A 21,093-nucleotide genomic window follows, 5' to 3' on the forward strand; every position below is an offset into this window, starting at 1 on the left:
GTGAACCTGCGCGGCCGAGCGGTCACGGCGCGCCAGCGCCGTGCGAGGTCGCGCCGAGGAGCCTGCGACGAGGATTCGGGACCGCACGGTGTGCGCCGGGCGCGCACCGTGCCTCCTGGACGGCTACGCGCGCTTGCGCAACTTGCGACGCTCGCGCTCCGACAGGCCGCCCCAGATACCGAAGCGTTCGTCGTTCTCGAGTGCGTACTCGAGGCACTGCGCCCGGACCTCGCACGACGTGCAGATCTTCTTCGCTTCGCGCGTGGAGCCGCCCTTCTCGGGGAAGAACGCCTCCGGGTCGGTCTGTGCGCACAGCGAGTCGACCTGCCACGCGAGCGGGTTCTCCTCGTCGTCCGTCTCCGGCCGTCGAACACCCGGGACGCCGAGCGCCACGGGGTCGACGTGCCAGTCCTCCGGAACTCCGGCGTGGAAGTCGGAACCGTTCACCCTGATCACCCCTGACGTCTCGATAACGGGACCACAACGATTGAAGTCGTTGCCTGTAATTACAGCGGTGTCATTCGCCTGAGTCAAGTCGCGGATCATAGAAGGCACTGACCGCTTCGGCGTGTCATGTCCCCCGTCTGGGCGTGTCGCGCCCGGTCTGTCGGGGTTTCGGGGGACAACTGACACGTCCTCAGCCGCTACGAGGCGCTGCGGCGGGCCTCCCACGCACTCGTGACCATCTCGTCCAGGGTGTGGCGCATCGCCCAGTCGAGATCGCGCGTGGCGGCCTCGCCGGTGGCCACGATGCGCGCCGGGTCGCCGGGGCGGCGGGGCGCGATCTCCGGGTCGAAGGCGATCCCGGTGCCCTTCGCCATGGCGTCCATGATCTGCCGGACGCTCACACCGTCGCCGCTGCCGAGGTTGTACGCCTGTTCGAGCGACTCCCCCGCCTCGAGCTTCTGCGCCGCGACGGCGTGCGAGTGCGCGAGGTCGGCGACGTGGATGTAGTCACGGACGCAGGTGCCGTCCTCGGTGGCGTAGTCGTCGCCGTTGATGCGCGGCGTGCGGCCGGCCAGCAGGGCGTCGAACACGAGCGGGAACAGGTTGTGCGGGCTGGCGTCGTACAGGTCGGGTTCGCCGGAGCCGACGACGTTGAAGTAGCGGAGCGAGGTCGTCGTGAAGCCCGCGGCGACCTCCATGTCGCGCAGCAGCCACTCGCCGATGAGCTTCGACTCGCCGTACGGGGACTCTGGTGCCTTCGGGGTCGACTCCACGACGACGTCGACGTCCGGGGTGCCGTAGACCGCGGCGCTCGACGAGAAGACGGCCTTCGTGACGCCGTTCTCGGCCATCGCACGGAGCAGCGTCGCCATGCCGGTGACGTTCTGCTCGTAGGTGTGCAGCGGACGCTCGACGGAGACGCCGGCGTACTTGAAGCCCGCGACGTGCACCACGCCGGTGACGTCGTGCTCGCGCAGGGTGCGGGCGACCAACTCGCCGTCCAGGATCGTGCCCTCGACGAACGGCACGTCGTCCGGCACGAAGGCTCGGAAGCCGCTCGAGAGGTCGTCGAACGCGACCGTGTCGATGCCGGCCGAGCGCAGTGCTCGGACGACGTGGGACCCGATGTACCCGGCACCGCCGGTGACCAGCCAACTCATGGTCGCCACGCTAGCGGACGCACGGTGCACCCCGGTCGCGGCGTGCGGGACCGCGCCAGCGGGTGCGGCTCCGCGCTACCGACCGGTCGCGATGAAGACCGTGGACGTCACGCCGTTCGACGAGTCGGCCTCGACCGTGACGTCGCCCTCGTCCGGTGTGATGAAGCAGGACTCGCCCTTGCGGAGCAACGTGGCGGACGTCGCGCCGACGAGCGTCACGACGCCCTCGGTGCAGATCGCGATCGACGGGCCGGCCAGCGGAGCCACCCCGCCGGTGCTCAGGCCGACCGGTCGTCCGTCGCCGTCGACCCGCAGCAGCGCGAACCCGACGTCCTCTGGTGCGAAGCGGTCCACGCCGGGAGCCAGGCGCTCGGGCTCGAAGACCGGTGCCGGGTAGGCCGTGAAGTCGAGCACGTGCAGGAGTTCGGGGACGTCGACGTGCTTCGGCGTCAGTCCCCCGCGCAGCACGTTGTCGGACGGCGCCATCAGCTCGATGCCGAGGCCGTCCAGGTAGGCGTGGATGTTGCCGGCGGGCAGGTACATCGCCTGTCCCGCGGTGAGCGTCACCCGGTGCATGAGCAGGGAGACGACGATGCCGGGGTCGCCCGGCCAGCTCGTCGCCAGGTCGCGGACCGTCGCCGTGTTCGGGGTGAGCAGGTCGTCGTCGAGGGCGACGGCGAGGTCGCTCGCGGCCTGCACGACGGCGAGCGCGGAGTCGTCGGCCGTCTCGAGCCACCGCACGGTGTCCTCGAGGCCGTGCTGCAAGTGCACCTCGAGCGGGCCGAGCCGACCGCTGCCGGCATCGAGCACGCGGACCTCGGCCAGGGTCTCCTCGACCGGCCGGAAGCCGCTCAGGGCCTCGAACCGCTCGCTCAGCGCGACGACGAGCTCGGGCTTCGGGAACGGGTCCTTGTAGTTGCGCGCCGGGTCGTCGATCGCGATGCCCTCGCGCTCCTCGCGCGCGAAGCCGGCCTCGGCCTGCTCCGGCGTCGGGTGCGCCTGCAGCGACAGGGGCGCCGCCGCTGCGAGCACCTTCAGCAGGAACGGCAGGCCGGTGCGGTCGCCGCCCAGGGCGTCCTGCGGCTCGGCGGCGATCCAGTCGAGCAGTGTGTCGGCACCGCCGACCATCGCCGGGTTGACGACCACGCTCGGGCTGCCCGGGTGGGCGCCGAGCCAGAGCTCTGCCTGCGGGGCGCCGGTGACGGTGCGACCGAGGAGCTCCGGGATCGCGGTGACCGAGCCCCAGGCGTAGTCGCGGGGGGTGTTCGTGATGCCGAGGAACATGGGCGAGAGCCTACCGGCGGGATCCGGGGACTCCGGTGGCCCGCTGCCGCCGGTAGCCTGACGTCGTGACGAACACCTGGCCGCTGGCACGCGGGACCGTACCCGAGCGCGAGGCGTTCGCCTTCGGTGCGACCACGATCTTCGTGCTGTTCGCCGGGGACGCCGTCCCGAACACCCTCACCTGGGTCGGAGCAGGCGTCCTGTGGGCGCTCGTCGCCGCCTGGGGCATCACGATCCTGGTCCGGGCGAAGCCGCCGCTCGTGCGCTCCCCCTGGCCGCTCTGGGCCTTCCTGGGGTGGTGCCTGCTGTCCGTCGTCTGGTCGCACTGGTGGTTCGCCACGATCTCGAGCCTGACCGTGCAGGTGATCTGCGCTGCCGTGGCCTTCACGATCGCGTCCACCCTGACCTGGCGCCGGATCCTCGACGCCCTCAGCCTCGCGCTCCGCTGGGTGCTGCTGCTCTCGATCCTGTTCGAGGCCGTCGTCGCGGTGTTCGTGCGGCACCCCATCGCGCCGATCTGGACCGACTACGGCGACGCCGACATCCCGGACGCCTTCTACTTCTCACGCGCCGAGCTCTTCACCGGTGGCCGCATCCAGGGCCTGCCGGGCAACGCGAACCTGCTGGCGATGGTCGCGCTGCTCGTCGCGATCGTCGTCGTGCTGCAGCTCGCCGAGGGTCGGATGCGCCGGCAGCGGGCCACCGGCTGGCTCGTGGTCGCCGTCCTCGGGTTCGTCCTGACCCGCTCCTCCACGGTCATCGCAGCCGCGCTGGTCGTCGCCGTCGTCGCCCTGGTCGCCGTGTGGATGCGCCGGGTCCCGACCGAGCGACGCACCCCGCGCTACCTGCTGCTCGCGGTCGGCGCGGTCGTCGTCGCCGGCGCGGCGTTCGTGCTGCGCGGTCCGGTCTCGGAGCTGCTCGGCAAGGGGTCGGACGCGACCGGCCGCGGCGAGATCTGGGCGAAGGTGCTCGGTCTGATCGACCAGCACGCCGTCGTCGGCTGGGGCTGGATCGGGTACTGGTGGCCCGGCATCCCCACCCTGGCCGACCTGGCGCACCGCAAGGGCGTCACGTACCTGCAGGCGCACGACGCCTACCTCGACGTCTGGATGCAGACCGGCATCATCGGCCTCGTCCTGTTCCTGCTGTACGTCGTCACGACGCTGTCGCGCTCGTGGGCGTGCGCGACCCGGATCGGCTACGACGCCGCACTCCGTCCGCGCACGTTCGACCCGGTGTCGCTCCTGCCGCTGCTCGTCGTCGTCGCGCTGCTCGTGCAGTCCGTCGCGGAGTCGCGGCTGCTCTACCAGGGGAACTGGGTGCTCTTCGCGCTCATCGCCATCAAGACCCGGATCGTCCTGACCGGCGAGGAACCGACGTCGACCGGCGACGGCCCGCGCACCCCGCCCGCGAAGCGCGAGTTCCGCTGGGCCACCACGCGCTGATCGTCAGCGGCCCGCAGTCAGCGGTCCCGCGTCAGCGGAACAGCCACGCGCACGCGACCGGTGACGACCACGGGTTCGACCGTACCCGCACGACCTCGAGCGTCGGGTCGGCGCGACACGCCTCGGCGGCCGCGGGCAGCTGCTCCGCCCACACCGGCCCGTCGCTGCGCCGGGTGTCCGCCGGCGCGACGTGCAGGACGGCCGACGCGACGACGGCGGCGACCACGCACCAGGCGGCCAGCGCCCCGACGAGGCGACCCGTGCCTCCCGTCCGCTGCGCGACACGCGACCACCGGTCGGTGTCCACCAGCGCGGCGGCGGCGACCACCGCGGCGCTGACGAGCAGCAGGCCGGACGCGGCTGCGTACCGCTGCGGCGGGATCGCCGCCATGGCGGCCGTGGGGTTCGCCCACGGCTGCCCGGCACCGTCGTTCGCCAGCAGCGCCGCCCACCACACGGCACCGGACGCGACCGTCAGCGCGACGACCATCCACCGGGAGCGGGCCGGCCCGACGACGACACCGGCGACGAGGACCAGCACCAGTGCGCTGACGGGCACGAGGACCGGCGCCCAGCCGTGCTCGACGACCGTGGAGACCACGACGCCGAGGTGCGGGTCCCACGCGCCGGCGACGGGCCGGAGCAGGAACCCGGCGAGCACGTCGTGGAACGCGGGAGCGCCGGGGGTCAGGTCGCGCGGGTGGGTGAGCGTCGTGACGACCTGCACGACGGCCCCGGCGAGCGCCGCGACCGTGACGGGCAGCGGGAGCAGGCGCGCACGGCGAGACCCGTCGCCCCCAGGACGACGCAGCGGCCACGCGAGCAGGAGCAGCGGCGTGAACAGGATCGTCTGCGGTTCCGTGAGGACCGCGAGTCCGGCGACGACGGCGAGCCCGACGGCTCCCCACCAGGTCCGGCTGCGGTGCGCGAAGACCCACGGCACCAGCACGAGCAGGTACCAGTGCAGGTTGGCGGCGTTCCCGCTGATCTCGTACGGCGCGAGCGGCAGCACGACGGGCACCGCGGCGAGCACGAGGCGGAACGGCCACGGTCGGACCACGTCGCGGGACAGGACGAAGACCAGCGCGCACACGGCCCCGACCACCAGGCAGGACGACAGCGAGACGACCTGGGCGTACCGCGCGGTCGGCAGCGCGTACCCGAGGTCGACCACCATCCGGGGCAGCAGGTGCACGTACCCGGCGTACGGGTGCAGCAGGGTGTCCACGGGGCCGAGGGCGATGCGCTCCCGCAGGAAGACCCCGCCGTCCTCGGCCCAGACGGTGTTCCGGGGCACGGGGCCGAGCCGGTACCAGGCGAGCGCGGCGGCGGCGAAGCCGATGACGACCGCGACCAGCGGCAGGCCGGCGGCCCTCCGCAGGGGGTCCATTGCAGTGAAGCTAGGTCAGCATCGCGCATCGTCGATGACGCCACACCGCGGATCGTCGATACAGCCGTTCCGCGATGCGGGCGACTCGTCACAAGGTCGTACGCCAAGATGGACGCGTGACGGACGGCCGGGTGAGCAGACACGTGCTCGGGCGCCGGTACCTCTCCGCCTGGATCGGCTTCTCGGCCGGTGGACGGTTCAGCCAGGCGCTCGCGACGGTCATCGTGCTGTTCGGGTTCGGGCAGCCGACCGTCCAGGCCCTCGTCGGCAGGTCGGGCACGTGGGCCGTGCTCGTGACGCTGTTCGTCCTCGCCGGGCTGAGCCTGCTCGGGCAGCGGTACCGGATCGAGTGGCACGGCGTGCTGCCCCTGTCGCTGCTGGCGTTCGTCGGGTACTGCGCGTTGAGCGTGCTCTGGAGCGAGTACTCGTGGGTCGCCCTGCGCGGCCTGGTGCAGACGGTGTGCTTCATCGGGCTCGGGCTCTACCTGGCGCTCGGGCGGGACCTGGTGCAGGTGATCCGGGCGTCGGGTGACGCGTTCCGGATCCTGCTCGTCGTCGCCCTCGGCCTCGAGGTCCTGTCCGGACTGGTGCTCGACGTCCCGCTGCCGGCCTTCGGGATCCGCGGCGACATCGCCTACGGCGGCCCGATCCAGGGCATCGGCGGCACCCGCAACTTCATGGGGTTCATCGCCGCGATGGCCCTGGTCACCTTCGTCGTCGAGTTCCTCACCCGCTCGGTCACCATGTGGCGGGCGATCGGCTCCACCGCCCTCGCCGTCATCGCGCTGATGCTCGTGCAGTCCCCCATCACCGGCCTCGCGATGATCGCCCTCGCCGTCACCGCGCTGGCCCTCTGGTCGCTCAGGCACGCACGGCCCGCCACCAGACCGGTGGTCAACGGCGTCCTCGGCGGCGCGGTCCTGCTCACCCTGGTGGTGGCCGTGTTCGCCCGGCACCGGCTGCTCGCCGAGATCGGTGCGGCCGGCGGCACGGCGACGCGCATCGACCTGTGGTCGCAGATCCGCGTCCTGACCGAGCGCTACCCGATCCAGGGCTGGGGGTGGGTCGGGACGTGGCCGACCGAGCCGGTCGTGCCGTACGTCACGCTCATCGACCCGTCCGGCGCGCGGTTCACGTCCGGCCTCAACGCGTTCGTCGACGCGTGGCTGCAGCTCGGGGTGGCCGGCACGATCATCCTGGGGATCGCCGCGCTGCTGGCCTTCGCACGGGCATGGGTCACGGCGACGACGTTCCCCGGGGTGGCCTACGTGTGGCCGGCCGCGGTGCTGGTGCTGCTCGCGGTGACGAGCACGGCGGAGAGCTACCTGCTGCACGGTGCGGGTCTGATGTTCTTCGTGACGGTGCTCGTGATCGCGGCGCGGCGGCGCTCGTGGCGCCGGCACCTGCCGCGGGCGTAGGTGCCGCGGGGGCGCGCAGGCACGGCGTGTGACGCACTTCGTGAGCAGGAATGGTCGAGTCCGCCGCGGCGACCCGACCATTTCTGCTCACGAAGCGCCAGCCACCGCCGCCGCCATGCCTGCTCGTGCGCAGGCCGCCGAGGTTCCACGACATGCCGCCCGTGTGTCGCCGAGGTTCCACGGAACGGCGGTGGGAGCGCCGAGGTTCCGAGATCTCGGAACCTCGGGGGCGCACACGGGGGCGGGGGGGGGGGGCGCGCGGGCGGGCGCGGGCGTGCGTGCGGGGGCAGCGCGGCGCGAGCGCTACGGGCGCGTGCGACGACCCAGGCGGCGCTGCAGGCCCCACTGCGTGACGCGGAGCATCGCCTCGACGACGATGGACCGGCTCATCTTCGAGACCCCGTGCACGCGGTCTCGGAACCGGATCGGCACCTCGACGATGCGGCCGCCCAGGGCGTCCACGCGCAGCGTCATGTCGACCTGGAAGCAGTACCCCTTCGAGTCGATCGAGCCGAGGTCCATCCGCACGATCGCGTCGGAACGGTAGACGCGGTACCCGGCGGTGATGTCCCGCACGTGGATCCCGAGCACCAACCGCGCGTACGTGTTCGCGCCGCGGCTCAGGGCCTGGCGACGGAGCGGCCAGTCGACGACCGACCCACCGGGCACCCAGCGCGACCCGATCGCGAGCAGCACGTCGTCCGACGAGGTGACCGCGTCGATGAGCGCCGGCAGCCGGTCGGCCGGGTGCGAGCCGTCGGCGTCCATCTCGACCAGCAGCGGGTACCCGCGCTCCAGGCCCCACCGGAACCCGGCGACGTAGGCCGTGCCGAGCCCGAGCTTGCCCGACCGCTGCAGCAGGTGCACCCGGTCGTCGTCGGCCGCGATGGACCGCACGATGTCGCCGGTGCCGTCCGGGCTGCCGTCGTCGATGACGAGCAGGTGGGCACCGGGCGACGCCGTCAGGATCGCGTCGGCGATGGCTCGGATGTTCTCAGCCTCGTCGTACGTCGGGACGATGACGAGGGCCGTGGTCTCGGCTGGGTTCACCGGTTGCCGAGGCGTCGCTTGATCTTCCCCGCGACGCTGCGCGGGCCCTCGGTGCGGAAGTAGTGCACCGCACGCCCGACGTCGTAGCGGACGCCTGAGAGCTTCTTGCGGTCCGGCACGCGCACGCGCATCGTGTGGGGCGCGAGCTTCGTGCTGGTGTCCCGCACCGACTTGTCCGCCGCGCGGATCGGGTTCCGGCAGAACTCGACGAGCGGTGCCAGGACGTTCTCCCACGTGAACTGCTCGCGCACGCGGTCGACGTTGGCGATGAACTGGGCGCGGGCCTTCTTGTCGAAGAGCGCGGTCTCGAGCGCCGTGGCCAGGCCGTCGACGTCCTGCTCGTGCACCGCGACGCCGAGCTGCTGCTCGGCGACCAGGTCACCGAAGGAGTCGCCGGCCGTCGTGACGATCGGCAGGCGCGCCCACAGGTAGTCGAGGATGCGGGTGCGGAACGAGAACGTGGTCTCGAGGTGCTCGTAGTGCGTCGAGACGCCGGCGTCGGCCTCGAGCAGGTAGGCACCGCGTTCCTCGTACGGGATCCACGAGTCGTTGAAGAACACGTGCTTCCCGGTCAGACCGAGGGCGTCGGCCTCGGCGCGGACCTTCGCGACGATGTCCATCTCGGGCACGTCGGGGTTCGGGTGCTGCACGCCCATGAAGAAGAGCTTCACCGACGGGCGACGGGCGGCGAGCTGGGCGATCGAGCGGACCAGGGTGATCGGGTCGAACCAGTCGTAGATGCCACCGCCCCAGACGACGAGCTTGTCGTTCTTGCCGATGCCCGGTACGACGCCCTTGACCCGCGGCTGGTCGTGCACCGGCGGGGTCGAGGACAGCCCGAACGGCACGACGCCGATGAGCGAGCGGAGGTCGGCGTCGCGCGAGTACGTGCGGGCGTTCACCCGGCCGGAACCGGCGAGCTGGCCGAGCCAGAACATGCGCTGGCGCTCCGAGGCGCAGATGAAGTAGTCGCCGAGCTCGAGCTGGTGGTTGAGCGTGTCCGAGGCGTCGAGGATCTGACGGTTCCACTGGTCGACGTCGTCGCTGCGGCCCTGCTCGAGCTGCTCGAGGTGCAGCGGGTCGTACACGTCGACGACCAGGATCTTGCTCGTCGACTCGAGCACCGGGAACAGCCGGAGCGCGTGGCCCTGCACGATGATGACGTCGGCCCAGCCCTCGTGCTCGACCATCTGGCGGGGGTGGCGGTGCGGCACGGTGACGACGTCGTACGACGGGTCGATCTGCGACGAGCGGGTCAGGCTGACCACGCGCACGTCGTGCTCGGACGCGAGCTGCTTCGCCATCTGGGTGGCGCGGATCGCGGGACCGGCCATCTTCGCGCCGATCGAGTCGCCCGTGATGATGAGGATGCGACGACGGGTGCCGACCTCGAGCACACCGAGGGAGTGCACGATCTTGTCGTAGCCGGCAAGGTAGTTCTCGATCGGGTACGCGGGCTCGTCGCGGTTGCCGAACAGGCGCAGGAGCTCGCGGTCGCTGCGGACACGCGTGGCCTGGATCGCGCGGCGCGACTCGGTCATCGACGGCAGCTGCTCGACGAACTGGTCGACGCCGTAGATGCCGGCCATGCTCGTCTTCGGCACCGGGATGGTGGGGACGCTGTCGTCGCCGGGGTTCCGCAGGTCGAGCTCCGTGGAGTCGAGCTCCCCGCGGCCCACGGCACGGCGGACGGCGAGCGCCAGCGAGCCGGGCAGGGCTGCGGCGAGCTGCTCGTCGCCGAGGTTCTTGTACAGCGTGAAGAGGGCGTTCCGCTCGAGCAGGTAGGTCTCGCGGAAGTCGCCGAACTTGTTCATCGACGCGTGGTGCTTGTGGAACGCGACCGACTTCGGCTGGTACCGGAAGCGCCAGCCGAGCAGGTTGAGCCGCCAGCCGAGGTCGACGTCCTCGTAGAACATGAAGTAGCGGTCGTCGAAGCCGTCGAGCTGCTCGAAGAGCTCGGCGCGGATGAACATCGCGGCGCCGGTGCCGAACAGGACGTCGGTCTCGCTCTCCCAGCGGCCGGTGTCCGGTGACCCGGCGAAGGGCTTGTAGCCCATGCCGTACCAGGTCATCGCGGCCTCGGTGAAGTCGATGTTGACGCCCTCCCAATCGAGGACCTTCGACGCCACGGCACCGATGTCGGCGCCGGACGCGAACGTGGCCATCGCCTCGCGCACCCACCCGGTGTCGGGACGGGCGTCGTTGTTGAGGAACGCGACGACCTCACCGGAGGACTTCTCGACGCCGAGGTTGCACCCGCCGGTGAAGCCGAGGTTGGCGGCCGCGTCGATCAGGGTGAAGTCGAGGTCGGAGGCCTGCAGCCGGCCGAGGTGCTCCGGACCGGAGCCGTTCTCGACGACGATCACCTCGAGCTTGTCCTGCGGCCAGTCCTGCTTGCGGAGTTCCGCGATGCTCGTCAGGGTGTCGTCCGTGCCCTTGTAGTTCACGAGGATGACGGACACGACTCCCGGCTTGCGCTCTGTCACGCGAGTTCCTCCAGCAGCTGCCGCGCACGGCGCGGATCGGTGGCTCGGCCCACGGGGTGCCGCGAGCCGATGACACCATACAAGGCGCGCCCCGCCACTCCCCTGTGGCCGTCGCCGATTCGTGCAGAATGGGCCGCGTGACTGCCGCAGTGATCCCGAACACTCCCCTGTCCTCGCCCCTCGCACCGGAGTACGCGGCCATCGCGGCCGGTGCGCACGCCGAGGGGCCGCGCGGCACCGTCCGGTTCGCCGTGTCGACCGCCGACCCGACCGAGGGCAAGGGCGACCTGTTCGTCGCACTCGGGCTCGCACGGGCGCTCCGTGCCGAGGGCTGGGGCGTCGCGATGTGGCCGCTCGAGCACTGGGGAGAAGCGGTCCCCGCCGACACCGCCGTCGTGGTCAGCATGATCGAGTCGTTCGTCCCCGGGTACGTCCCCGCCGGCACCGCCCTGGTCGCGTGGGTGCGGAACTGGACCGCGAAGTGGGCGGCCCTGCCCTACCTCGGTGAGTTCGACGCGGTGTGGACGTCGTCCGGCATCGCCCGCGACGCCGTCGCCGCGCAGTACGACGGTCCGGTCGAGGTCGTCCCGATCGGTGTCGACCTGGACCTGTTCACCGACGAGCGACCGCACGAGGCCGGCACGACCACGGCCGCCACGGCGTCCGAGCGCACGGACCGTGCCGTCACGACCGTCAACTTCTGGGGCGTGCGCCGCCGCGTGCAGGACGTGCTCGCCGAGGTCGCCCCGGCCGAGCCGATCGTGTGGTTCGCCGCGAACGTCGACCACGTCGAGGCCACGGCCGGCGTCGAGCTCCGGCCCGCGGTGTCCTACTTCGCGCTGCCCGAGGTGTACCGCGCCGCCGGCTTCGTCGTCGACGACGTGATCGCCCCGGCCGCCGAGTACGGCACTCTGAACTCCCGCCTGTACGAGGCGCTCGCGTCCGGGGCGCTGCCGGTGACGGACTGCGCGCTCGGCCTGGACGAGCTCGGCCTGTCCGACGTGCCGGTCTTCGACGACGCCGCGTCGCTCGAGCGGGTGCTCGCGATGCCCCGCGCCGAGCGCACGGCTCTGACGGACCGACTCCGTGCCGTGGTGGTCGAGCGACACTCGTTCCGCGCGCGCGCCGAGCAGGTCGGCCCGGTCCTGGACGCGGCCGTGGCGATCGCCTCGGGTCGGTCCGGCGAGCGGAACGCGTTCCTGCGCTGGGCGACCGCGCAGCGCGAGGTCCTGCGGCAGGCCGAGCACGACCGTGACGTCCACCTGTCCGGGGTGCAGGACATCAACCGGCGGCTCGTCGCGTCGGAGCAGCAGGTCGGCGCGTACGACACCGCCCGTCGCCAGGCCGAGGCGGAGCGCGACCAGATCGCGGCGCGGTTCGCGGGCCTCACCCGCTCCCCCGAGTACCGGTTGCTGCACGGCGTGGGCCTGATGGCCCGGCGCGTGCGCCGCTGACGTGGGACCAGCACCGACGGTCAGCGCGCCCACTTCGTGAGCAGGAATGGTCGGGTCCGTCCACCGGACCCGACCATTGCTGCTCACGATCCGCCGCCGTGGGCGCGACCGCAGAACGGACGGGAGGCCCGTGGCGGATCCGCCACGGGCCTCCCGTCCGTCTCGGCGACCGTCTACTGCACGGTCACCGTCTTCGTCCCGAAGCTCTTGTACGTCCCGCTCGGCAGGTCCTGGTAGTAGACCCGCACGGTGTGCGTGCCGGGCTTCAGCCCGGTGAGCACCCGCGACAGCCCGACGTCCGAACCCCAGTTCGGGTAGTTCTTCTGCACGTCGGTGCGGGTCGCGTTCACCGTGCCGGGGGTGATCGCGACGCCGTCCAGGTGCATCTTGTACTTGACCGGGTCCCACACGTCGGGGTCGATCGCCCAGCCCTTGACGGTGATGGTCCCCTTGCCTCCGGTGACGGAGTCGTACGACCCCTTCACCGACCCGGTGTTGCCGGTCTTGCCCGTCGCGGGCGGGTCGATGACGGTGAAGGACTTCGTGCCGAAGCTCTTGTACGTCCCGCTCGGCAGGTCCTGGAAGTACACGCGGACGGTGTGCGTGCCCGCGCTCAGACCGGTGAGCTGCACGGACAGGCCGACGTCGGAGCCCCAACCCGGGTGGACCGCCTCGACGTCGGTGCGCTTGGCGTTCACCACGCCCGGGTCGATCGCGACGCCGTCCAGGTGCATCTTGTACTTGACCGGGTCCCACACGTCGGGGTCGATCGCCCAGCCCTTGACCGTCGCGCTGTAGACGCCGCCGGTCACCGACTCGTACGAGCCCGTCACCGCGCCGGTCTTGCCGGTCTTGCCGGTGGTGCCGGACGACGGGGCCGTGGCCGACGTCACCTTCACGGTCTTCGTGCCGAAGCTCTTGTAGGTGCCGCTCGGCAGGTCCTGGAAGTAGACCCGCACGGTGTGGTTGCCGGCGCTCAGCCCGGTCAGGCGGAGTGCCAGGCCGACGTCGGAGCCCCAGGACGGGTGCTTCGCCTCGACGTCGGTGCGGGTGGCGTTCGCGGTGCCGCTGTTCGTGCTGACGCCGTCGACGTGGACCTTGTACTTGACGGGGTCCCAGACGTCCGGGTCGATCGCCCACGCGCGCACCGTGGCCGTGCCGGCGCCGCCGGTGACGGAGTCGTACGTCCCGCGGAGTGCTCCGGTCTTGCCGGTCTTGCCGGTGGTGGGGGCACTGACGGTGACGGACTTCGACGCGACCTTGACGTAGCCGGTGCCGGGCTTGTCCTGCGTGTAGAGCGCCACGGTGCGGGTGCCCGGTGTGATGCCGCCGATCGTCTTCGAGAACCCGAGGGTGCTGCCGACGCCCTTGTAGACCTTGGCGACGTCGGTGCGGGTGCGGTCGGTGGTGCCGGTCGCCTTGCTGACGCCGTCGACCAGGATCTTCCACGGGGCGGGCTTCGCCGAGTCGGGGTCGAGGGCCCAGCCGGTCGCGGTGATCGTGCCGGCGCTGCCGGTAACGGTGTCGAGTGCACCCTTCGGGGCTGCGCTCACGACCGTGCGGGTGTAGCAGCCGAGCAGCGTGTTGCTGCCCTTGCCCTGGTTGATGGCGTAGGTGCACACCGAGTGCTTGCCGACGCTCAGCCCGGTCAGCTCGGTCGAGAACCCGTGCTTGAGGTTGTTCGCGCCGAGGGTGGCGGACAGGTCGGGGCGGTTCACGTTCGCGGTGACGGTCTTCGCCCCGGCCCCGTCGACGTAGAACGCGACGCGGAGCGCGCTCGTGGTGTCCGGGTCGACGGCCCAGCCACTGACCGTGATCGACGAGGTCGAGCTCGGCGTGACCGCGTCGACGTTGCCGTACGGGTTGCCACCGCCGGTCGCCGAGCCGAACCAGTCGGTGTACATGCGCCAGAAGTTGCGGTTGCCGTACGCCGAGCAGCCGTCACCGGTGCCGTAGAGGTTCGACATCGCGGCGGTGTTCGGGGTGTACGGGGTGTAGATGTACAGCCCCGCGGTCGCCTGGTTCTGGATGTAGACGGACTTGCGACCGCAGGCCGCGTTCGGGTTGAGGAGGATCGAGTTGGTCCGACCCGCCTGGTACGCCCACGAGGTCGGCGACGACTGGTAGCGCTTGAACTGGAGCGCGGCGGCGTAGACCTGCTGACCGAAGCCGAAGTACGCCGGGTCGCACGGGGCGGTGTCCGGGCACGCGAAGCCGGTGGCGTGCAGGTACATGTAGGACGTCGGCGAGGACGTCGTGACGATGCCCTGCTCCTTCTGCAGGAGCACGAGGAGCACCTTCTGGCTGATGCCGCACGCGGCGCCGACCTGGGCGATCATCGTCGCGGCGGACTTGGTGCCGCCGGCGATGGCGCTGCACCGGCCGGAGACGGCGCCGATCGCGCTCATCTTCTGCGAGAAGTCCTTCAGGCAGGCGGGTCCGCTCGACGACTTCCGGCAGTTCGGGGCGACGCTCGTCAGGAACGACTGCACGGAGGCGGCGTTCATCGCCGAGCCGTTGTAGAAGTTGGCGTCGCTGATGATGTTGCCCGGGTCGAAGTCGCCGGCGACGGCGGCCGAGGCGGACTCGGTCGTGGTCTGCTCGGACAGGATCGTGCCGAAGGTCAGCCCGCTGACGGCGACGGCGAGTGCCGCGACGATCGCGAGGGAGGTCCGGAAGGGTCGGCGACGGCGCCCGTCCGACTCGGTCTGGATGGAACGCATCACGGCACCTCCGCCGGCATCGGGTCGGACGTCGTCGACGCGGAGCCGACGGCGTAGGTCAGGGTGACGGACCAGGTGCCGCTGGGGACCTGGGCCGCGGGGAACGCGACCTGCGCGCAGTTGACCGAGGAAGCACTCGCCTGCGCCGCGCTCGTGGCGGTGCGCGTGACGCTCCCCTTCTTCGCGGTGAACGTGCAGGTCCCGCTGGTGTCGGTGGTGCCGGAGACGAGTCCGCCGGCTTGCAGCGACTTCGAGGCCGTGTCCCAGCCGCTGTAGGTGACGACGGCGGTCGCCGGGAAGTCCGACGGGTCGGTGTCCGGCTCGTTGGTCGAGCCGCTCCCCGGGAAGGCACCGGGGGTGTCGTCGTCCGAGGCGGTGGGGTCGTCGGTGGCTTCGGACGCGGGCGACGACGCGGTGCCGGTGGGCTGCGTGGTCGCCGGGTCGTCGGCGGTCGGGGTCGGACTCGCGGTGCGGGTCGCTGACGCGGACGGCGACGGGGTGGCGTCGTCGCCACCACCGGAACAACCGGCCAAGAGAACACTGAGGGCACCGACCACCGCGAACGCAGCGATCGGCCTGGATGCGAGGAGCATGCTGACGGGCCGTCCTGTGGATGTTGACAAGGGTCCGGGTTGCGACAACGGTAACCCCAAAGTGAAGGTTGAGGGTTGGATCGGTCCGGAATCACCCCCGCTCGGGGTGCACGACGGCCGTCGCCCATCCCTGCCGCGCGGGCCCGGTGAGTATGCTGTTCCGGTCCTGCCCCCACGAACGAAGAGACGTATGGTCGATCAAGCCCGCATGGCGGCGCTCGCGAAGGAACCCCTCGTCGTGATCGGCGCTCCGACGAGCGCCTTCCGCGGAACCTGGCGAGAGCTGCGCGACGTCTTCCGGCAGCGCGAGATGCTCGGGATGCTCATCCGACGCGACCTCAAGGCGCGGTACAAGGACTCGGCGCTCGGGTTCGTGTGGACGCTGGTGCGCCCCCTGACCCAGCTGCTCATCTACTACTTCGTCATCGGCAAGGTCCTCGGCGCCGCCAACGGCATCGACAACTTCGCGATCTACGTCTTCACCGGCCTGACCGCCTACACGCTCTTCAGCGAGATCGTCGCCGGGTCGACCGGCTCGATCGTCGGCAACTCCGGGCTGATCAAGAAGGTCTACGTCCCGCGCGAGGTCTTCCCGCTCGCCAGCGTCGGCGCGGCCCTGGTCAACTTCACCATCCAGTTCGCGATCCTGCTCGCCGCGACCGTGGTCATCGGCGTCTTCCCGTTCCACGAGGGGCTCGTCTACCTGATCCCGTCGCTCGCGGTGATCCTCGTCTACGGCGCGGCCATCGGCCTGGTGCTGTCCGCGCTCAACGTGTACCTGCGCGACGTGCAGTTCGTCATCGACGTCGGCCTGATGGTGCTGCTCTGGGCCTCGCCGATCGTGTACTCGTACTCGCGGGTGGTCGCCACCGTGAACACCGACTGGCTCATCACCGCCTACACGAACAACCCCCTGACGCTGGCCGTGCTCGGCATGCAGAACGCGATCTGGCTGCACGACCCGGCCGACGTCACGTACCCGGACCACCTGATGCTGCGCCTCGGCATCGCGTTCGTCATCGGTGTCCTCTGCCTCCTCGGCGCGCAGCGGGTGTTCTCCCGTCTGCAGGGCAACTTCGCGCAGGAGCTGTAGACCATGGCCATCAGCACCCCCGTCGCCCCGACGCCCACCGAGGGCACCGCCGAGCGCCCGGACGTCATCGTCATCGACCACGTCCGCAAGCGCTTCACGGTCCGCAAGGACAACACCCTGCGCGAGCGCATCGTCACGCTCGGTCGCGCCGGCCGCAAGCACCGCCAGGACTTCTGGGCCCTCGACGACGTCACCGTGTCGATCCAGGCCGGCTCCACGGTCGGCCTCATCGGCCAGAACGGCTCCGGCAAGTCGACCCTGCTCAAGGCCATCGGCGGCATCATCCAGCCGACCTCCGGCACGGTGGCCCGCCGCGGTCGCCTCGCTGCCCTGCTCGAGCTCGGCGCCGGCTTCCACCCCGACCTGTCCGGGCGCGAGAACGTCTACCTCAACGCGTCGCTGCTCGGGCTGAGCCGCAAGCAGACCGACGAGAAGTTCGACGACATCCTGGCGTTCTCGGGGATCGGCGACTTCATCGACACCCAGGTGAAGTTCTACTCATCCGGCATGTACGTGCGACTCGCCTTCGCCGTGGCCGTGCACACCGACCCCGACGTCTTGCTCGTCGACGAGGTGCTGGCCGTCGGCGACGAGGCGTTCCAGCGCAAGTGCCTCGACCGCATCCGCACCTTCCAAGAGGCGGGCAAGACGATCATCATCGTCACGCACTCGCTCAGCCAGGTGCAGGAGATGTGCGACCGGGTGGTGCTGCTCAACAAGGGCAAGGTGCTGCACGACGGCGATCCCGTCCAGGCCGTGAGCATGTTCCGCGAGGTCCTCGAGGAACGCCGCCAGGGCGAGCTCAGCACCGACGTCGCCGTCGGCCGCGGCAAGGTCCTCGGCGCGAGCGTGCACGTCGACGGCAAGGAGCCCCGCGCCGAGGTCATGCCCGGCGACGACCTCGTCGTGGACATGGAGTTCGAGCACCTGGACGGCATCGCCGACTGGGAGGCCGCGGTGCAGATCAACAACGCCGGCGGCCAGGTCGTGTACGGCACCACCACCGGCATCATGGGCCTCGAACTGCAGCCGCTGCACGGTCGCCGGAAGCTCCGCCTGCGGATCGCCGACACCGCGTTCGGCACCGGCAAGTACTTCATCAACGTGTCGATGATGGACTCCGCCGGCCGCCACCTGCACGACATGCCGGAGTGCGACTCGTTCGAGGTGCCCGGGTTCGAGAACGCCGTGGGCACGGTCTACGCGCAGCCCTCGATCGAGGAGCTGGACTGAGCCCGACCGACGACGGCACCGACGTCCGGACCCCGGGTGTCCCGCGCACCGCGGTCGTCGTCGTCAACTGGGAACGCGCCGACCTGACGATCGCGGCCGTCCGCGCCGTGCTCGCCGAGGGCGCGGCCGACCAGGTGGTCGTCGTCGACAACGGCTCGTCGGACGACTCCGTCGCCGTCCTCCGCCGCGAGCTGCCCGACGTCGACGTGGTCGCGCGGGAGCACAACGGCGGGTTCGCGGCCGGCGCCAACACCGGCATCCGGCACGCGGACGCCGAGGTCGTCGTGCTGCTCAACAACGACGCGGTCCCCGCGCCGGGCTTCGTCGCGGCGCTCCGCGACCACCTGGCGCAGGCGCGGCCCGAGGTCGCGGCCGTGACGGGCCGCATCGTGCTCGCCGGACGCTGGACGAGCCTCCCGGTCGGCGCGACGCCAGCACCCGGCCAGCGCGTGCTGCAGGGCCACGACGGCCGTCTGTGGACGCCGTCGCCCGACGGCGAGGTGCGCCTCAACTCGACCGGCGTGCGCGTCGACCGCGACGGCAACGGCATGGACCGCGACTGGTTCGCGCCCGTCGACCGGGTCGCGGACGTCGACGTCTTCGGGTTCTCCGGTGGGGCCTCCGCCCTGCGGCGGAGCGCCCTCGACGACGTCGGCCTGCTCGACGAGTCGCTCTTCATGTACTACGAGGACACCGAGCTCGCGTGGCGACTCCGCCGACGCGGCTGGCGCGTGGAACACGCGGCCGACGCGGTCGTCGAGCACGACCACTCGGCGTCGTCCGGGGTGCAGAGCGACCTGTTCCTCTTCCGCAACGCGCGGAACCGGATGGTCGTCGCGCTCTGGCACGCGCCGTGGGGCACCGTCCTGCGGGCGAGCGCCCGGACCCTCTTCCGCGGCCTGCGCGGACTGCTCACTGCTCCCACCCGACGGGAGGCCCGGCTCGTCCTGGCAGCGTTCGCGGACGTCGTCGGGGCGCTCCCGTCGCACCTCGCGCGGCGGCTCCGCGAGTCGCGGCGCGCGTCCGTCCCGCGCCGCAGCGTGGACCCGGGCGCATGAGCGCGGAGGGCTATCCTGGTCACTCCCCCGCCGACGGACCCGACCGTGGCGCCCCCGTTCGGAAGGACCCTCGCGTGCCGCAGCTCACCGTCCTCGTCGACGGGACCGCGGTACCGCGTGCACTCGGCGGTGTGGGCCGCTACGTCGAGGGGGTCGTGTCGCACCTGACCGACCCGGGGCTCGACGTCCACCTGGTGGTCCGACCCGTGCACGCTCCGCACTTCGCCGCCGTCGCGCCGCACGCGACCGTGCACACCGCGCCGGGCTGGACCGACTCGGTGCCGCTCCGGTTCCTGTGGGAGCAGACGGGGCTGCCGGCGCTCGGCCGACGACTCGGCGCGCAGGTGCTGCACTCCCCGCACTACACGTTCCCGCTCGGCTGGCGCGGCGGATCCGTCGTCACCCTGCACGACGCCACGTTCTTCTCGAACCCCGAGTGGCACTCCCGCCTGAAGCGGACGTTCTTCACCTGGTGGAGCCGCCGGTCCCTGCGCTCCCGCCCGGTCGTCATCGTGCCGAGCGCGGCCACCGCGACCGAGGCCGCACGGGTCGTGACCGGCATCCGCGCCGACGTCCGGGTCGCACCGCTCGGCGTCGACCGTGCCGTGTTCCACGAGCCGTCCACCGCCGAGGTCGAGGACGCCCGGATCGCCGCGACGCTGCCCGAGGGTGCGCCCTGGATCGCGTTCCTCGGCACGATCGAACCGCGGAAGAACGTCACCGCGCTGCTCGATGCCTACGCCGCGGTGCGTTCCGCGCGCGCGGACGCCCCGTGGCTCGTGCTGTCCGGAGCGCGGGGCTGGGACGAGTCCGCGATCGCCCGGCTCGACGCGCTGCAGCCGGACGACCACGTGATCGAGGCCGGCTACCTGCCCCTCGAGGACCTGGCAGGCTACCTCGGCGGCGCGGAGTTCGTCGTCTACCCGTCGCTCGGCGAGGGCTTCGGGCTGCCGGTGGTCGAGGCGATGGCGTCCGGCGCCTGCGTCCTGACCACCCGGCGGCTGTCACTGCCCGAGGTCGGCGGTGACGCAGCGGTGTACACCGAGCCGTCCGCCTCCGCACTGGCGTCCGCGATGACGGGGCTGCTCGACGATCCGTCGCTCGTCGCGTCGCACCGGGCGGCCGCGCTGGCCCGGGCCGCCTCGTTCACATGGGAGGCCACGGCAGCCGTGCACGTCGAGGCCTACTCGGCCGTGGCCCGGGACGCGCGGGCCGGGGGTACCCGGTGATCCGCGTCGCCGTGCTGACGGTCACCTACAACACCGGCGAGACCATCCGGCCGTTCCTGGCGAGCGTCGCGGCGGCGTCCTCGGAGCCGGTCGCCGTCGTGATCGCCGACAACGGGTCCGCCGACATCGACGCACTGCGGGCGATCGGTGAGTCCTACGGTGCCGTCGTGGTGTCATCGGGGGGCAACCGTGGCTACGGCGGGGGCATCGACGCCGCACTGAGCGCCCTCGACGACGTCCTGCCCGACGTCCGCCCCGAGTTCCTGCTCGTCACGAACCCCGACGTCGTGCTCGCACCCGGCTCGATCGACGAACTCGTCCGCGCCGCCGACCGGCTGCCGTCCGGCGGGTCGTTCGGGCCGCGGATCCTCGACGAGCAGGGCGAGACGTACCCGTCCGCGCGCCAGCTGCCGTCGCTCCGGACCGGGCTCGGCCACGCGGCGTTCTCGCGGTTCTGGCCCGCCAACCCGTGGAGCCAGCGGTACTGGTCCACCACGCAGGTCGTCGAGCGCGAGGCCGGCTGGCTGTCCGGCGCGTGCTTCCTCATCCGGACGTCGGTGTTCCGCGAGCTCGGCGGGTTCGACGAGTCGTACTTCATGTACTTCGAGGACGTCGACCTGGGCCAGCGCGTCGGTCGCTCCGGTCGCGCGAACGTGTACGTGCCGACGGCCGTGGTCACCCACACCGGGGCGCACTCGACGTCGTCCAACCGGCGCCGGATGGAGATCGAGCACCACCGCAGCGCGTACCGGTTCCTGTCGCGGAAGTACCGGGCGTGGTGGCTCTGGCCGCTGCGCGTCGCCCTGCACGCGGGCCTCTCCGCCCGCGCCCGCTGGGTCACACGCAAGTAGCCCGGTCGGGGTCTTTGCGCGCGGGGTTCTGCCATCGCGCCCCCGCACGGTCGTGGGGGCCCCCCCCCCCCCGGGGCCCCCCCCCCCCCCGCGCCCGGCCCCGCGGGGGCCCGGGGGGGGGCCCCCGGCGGGCGGGGGGCGCCCAAACCCAGGGCCCCGGAGCCCCCGGGGGGGGCGGC

At 71.6% G+C, this 21,093-nt stretch carries 16 protein-coding genes; 8 read left to right on the plus strand and 8 right to left on the minus strand.

Annotated features, from left to right (window positions below; translation table 11 throughout):
* Nucleotides 1-123: 123 nt before the first annotated feature.
* The 3 genes from EDF51_RS18140 to manA all read right to left on the minus strand — a co-directional run bounded on the left by EDF51_RS18140 (nucleotide 124) and on the right by manA (nucleotide 2,891).
* Complete coding sequence (locus EDF51_RS18140) at nucleotides 124-447, minus strand: WhiB family transcriptional regulator (RefSeq protein WP_111085981.1); 324 nt, start codon at nucleotides 445-447, stop codon at nucleotides 124-126.
* 197 nt (nucleotides 448-644) lie between these two features.
* The gene (gene galE, locus EDF51_RS18145; RefSeq protein ID WP_123292353.1) at nucleotides 645-1,607 is read right to left on the minus strand and encodes a UDP-glucose 4-epimerase GalE; all 963 of its coding nucleotides are present in this window, start codon (nucleotides 1,605-1,607) and stop codon (nucleotides 645-647) included.
* Nucleotides 1,608-1,682: 75 nt separating this feature from the next.
* The gene (manA, locus tag EDF51_RS18150) at nucleotides 1,683-2,891 is read right to left on the minus strand and encodes a mannose-6-phosphate isomerase, class I (protein WP_134195923.1); all 1,209 of its coding nucleotides are present in this window, start codon (nucleotides 2,889-2,891) and stop codon (nucleotides 1,683-1,685) included.
* A gap of 65 nt (nucleotides 2,892-2,956) precedes the next feature.
* Here manA and EDF51_RS18155 point away from each other — a divergent pair, with 65 nt between their 5' ends.
* Nucleotides 2,957-4,336 (plus strand): O-antigen ligase family protein, encoded by a 1,380-nt coding sequence (locus EDF51_RS18155; RefSeq protein WP_131845600.1) that lies wholly within the window; start codon nucleotides 2,957-2,959, stop codon nucleotides 4,334-4,336.
* 31 nt (nucleotides 4,337-4,367) lie between these two features.
* Here the strand turns inward: EDF51_RS18155 and EDF51_RS18160 are convergent, their stop codons facing one another.
* Nucleotides 4,368-5,726 (minus strand): hypothetical protein, encoded by a 1,359-nt coding sequence (locus tag EDF51_RS18160; protein WP_131845601.1) that lies wholly within the window; start codon nucleotides 5,724-5,726, stop codon nucleotides 4,368-4,370.
* 131 nt (nucleotides 5,727-5,857) lie between these two features.
* On the opposite strand from EDF51_RS18160, the gene EDF51_RS18165 reads away from it, so the two are divergent.
* Nucleotides 5,858-7,144: an O-antigen ligase family protein gene (locus EDF51_RS18165; protein WP_123938722.1), complete on the plus strand. Its 1,287-nt coding sequence runs from the start codon at nucleotides 5,858-5,860 to the stop codon at nucleotides 7,142-7,144.
* A gap of 303 nt (nucleotides 7,145-7,447) precedes the next feature.
* Here the strand turns inward: EDF51_RS18165 and EDF51_RS18170 are convergent, their stop codons facing one another.
* Nucleotides 7,448-8,194 (minus strand): polyprenol monophosphomannose synthase, encoded by a 747-nt coding sequence (locus EDF51_RS18170; RefSeq protein WP_134195925.1) that lies wholly within the window; start codon nucleotides 8,192-8,194, stop codon nucleotides 7,448-7,450.
* The gene (locus tag EDF51_RS18175; protein WP_133938907.1) at nucleotides 8,191-10,680 is read right to left on the minus strand and encodes a glycosyltransferase; all 2,490 of its coding nucleotides are present in this window, start codon (nucleotides 10,678-10,680) and stop codon (nucleotides 8,191-8,193) included. The genes EDF51_RS18170 and EDF51_RS18175 overlap by 4 nt, the downstream gene beginning before the upstream one ends.
* Nucleotides 10,681-10,817: 137 nt before the next feature.
* Here EDF51_RS18175 and EDF51_RS18180 point away from each other — a divergent pair, with 137 nt between their 5' ends.
* Entirely contained in the window at nucleotides 10,818-12,134 is a 1,317-nt protein-coding gene (locus tag EDF51_RS18180; RefSeq protein WP_166673590.1) for a glycosyltransferase, read from the plus strand.
* 173 nt (nucleotides 12,135-12,307) lie between these two features.
* Here EDF51_RS18180 and EDF51_RS18185 read toward each other — a convergent pair whose 3' ends face one another.
* A complete protein-coding gene (locus EDF51_RS18185) occupies nucleotides 12,308-14,857 on the minus strand; it encodes a hypothetical protein (RefSeq protein WP_134195929.1) in 2,550 nt (849 codons plus the stop codon).
* The gene (locus tag EDF51_RS18190; RefSeq protein WP_134195931.1) at nucleotides 14,857-15,450 is read right to left on the minus strand and encodes a hypothetical protein; all 594 of its coding nucleotides are present in this window, start codon (nucleotides 15,448-15,450) and stop codon (nucleotides 14,857-14,859) included. Before EDF51_RS18190 ends, EDF51_RS18185 begins: the two co-directional genes overlap by 1 nt.
* A 190-nt stretch (nucleotides 15,451-15,640) precedes the next feature.
* On the opposite strand from EDF51_RS18190, the gene EDF51_RS18195 reads away from it, so the two are divergent.
* The 5 genes from EDF51_RS18195 (at nucleotide 15,641) to EDF51_RS18215 (ending at nucleotide 20,914) form a co-directional block, all read left to right on the plus strand.
* Nucleotides 15,641-16,543 (plus strand): ABC transporter permease, encoded by a 903-nt coding sequence (locus EDF51_RS18195; protein ID WP_123292227.1) that lies wholly within the window; start codon nucleotides 15,641-15,643, stop codon nucleotides 16,541-16,543.
* A gap of 3 nt (nucleotides 16,544-16,546) precedes the next feature.
* Nucleotides 16,547-17,776 carry an ABC transporter ATP-binding protein gene (locus EDF51_RS18200; RefSeq protein WP_123292226.1) on the plus strand — a complete coding sequence of 410 codons (1,230 nt, stop codon included), beginning with the start codon at nucleotides 16,547-16,549 and terminating at the stop codon, nucleotides 17,774-17,776.
* On the plus strand, nucleotides 17,695-18,834 hold the full coding sequence (locus EDF51_RS18205) for a glycosyltransferase family 2 protein (RefSeq protein WP_208321868.1): 1,140 nt from the start codon (nucleotides 17,695-17,697) through the stop codon (nucleotides 18,832-18,834). Before EDF51_RS18200 ends, EDF51_RS18205 begins: the two co-directional genes overlap by 82 nt.
* A gap of 74 nt (nucleotides 18,835-18,908) precedes the next feature.
* Nucleotides 18,909-20,063: a glycosyltransferase family 1 protein gene (locus EDF51_RS18210; RefSeq protein WP_243837159.1), complete on the plus strand. Its 1,155-nt coding sequence runs from the start codon at nucleotides 18,909-18,911 to the stop codon at nucleotides 20,061-20,063.
* Nucleotides 20,060-20,914, plus strand: a complete 855-nt coding sequence (locus tag EDF51_RS18215; protein WP_123292223.1) for a glycosyltransferase family 2 protein — start codon at nucleotides 20,060-20,062, stop codon at nucleotides 20,912-20,914. Before EDF51_RS18210 ends, EDF51_RS18215 begins: the two co-directional genes overlap by 4 nt.
* Nucleotides 20,915-21,093: the final 179 nt, after the last annotated feature.

The organism is Curtobacterium sp. PhB25, from assembly GCF_004365375.1.
Lineage (GTDB): Bacteria > Actinomycetota > Actinomycetes > Actinomycetales > Microbacteriaceae > Curtobacterium.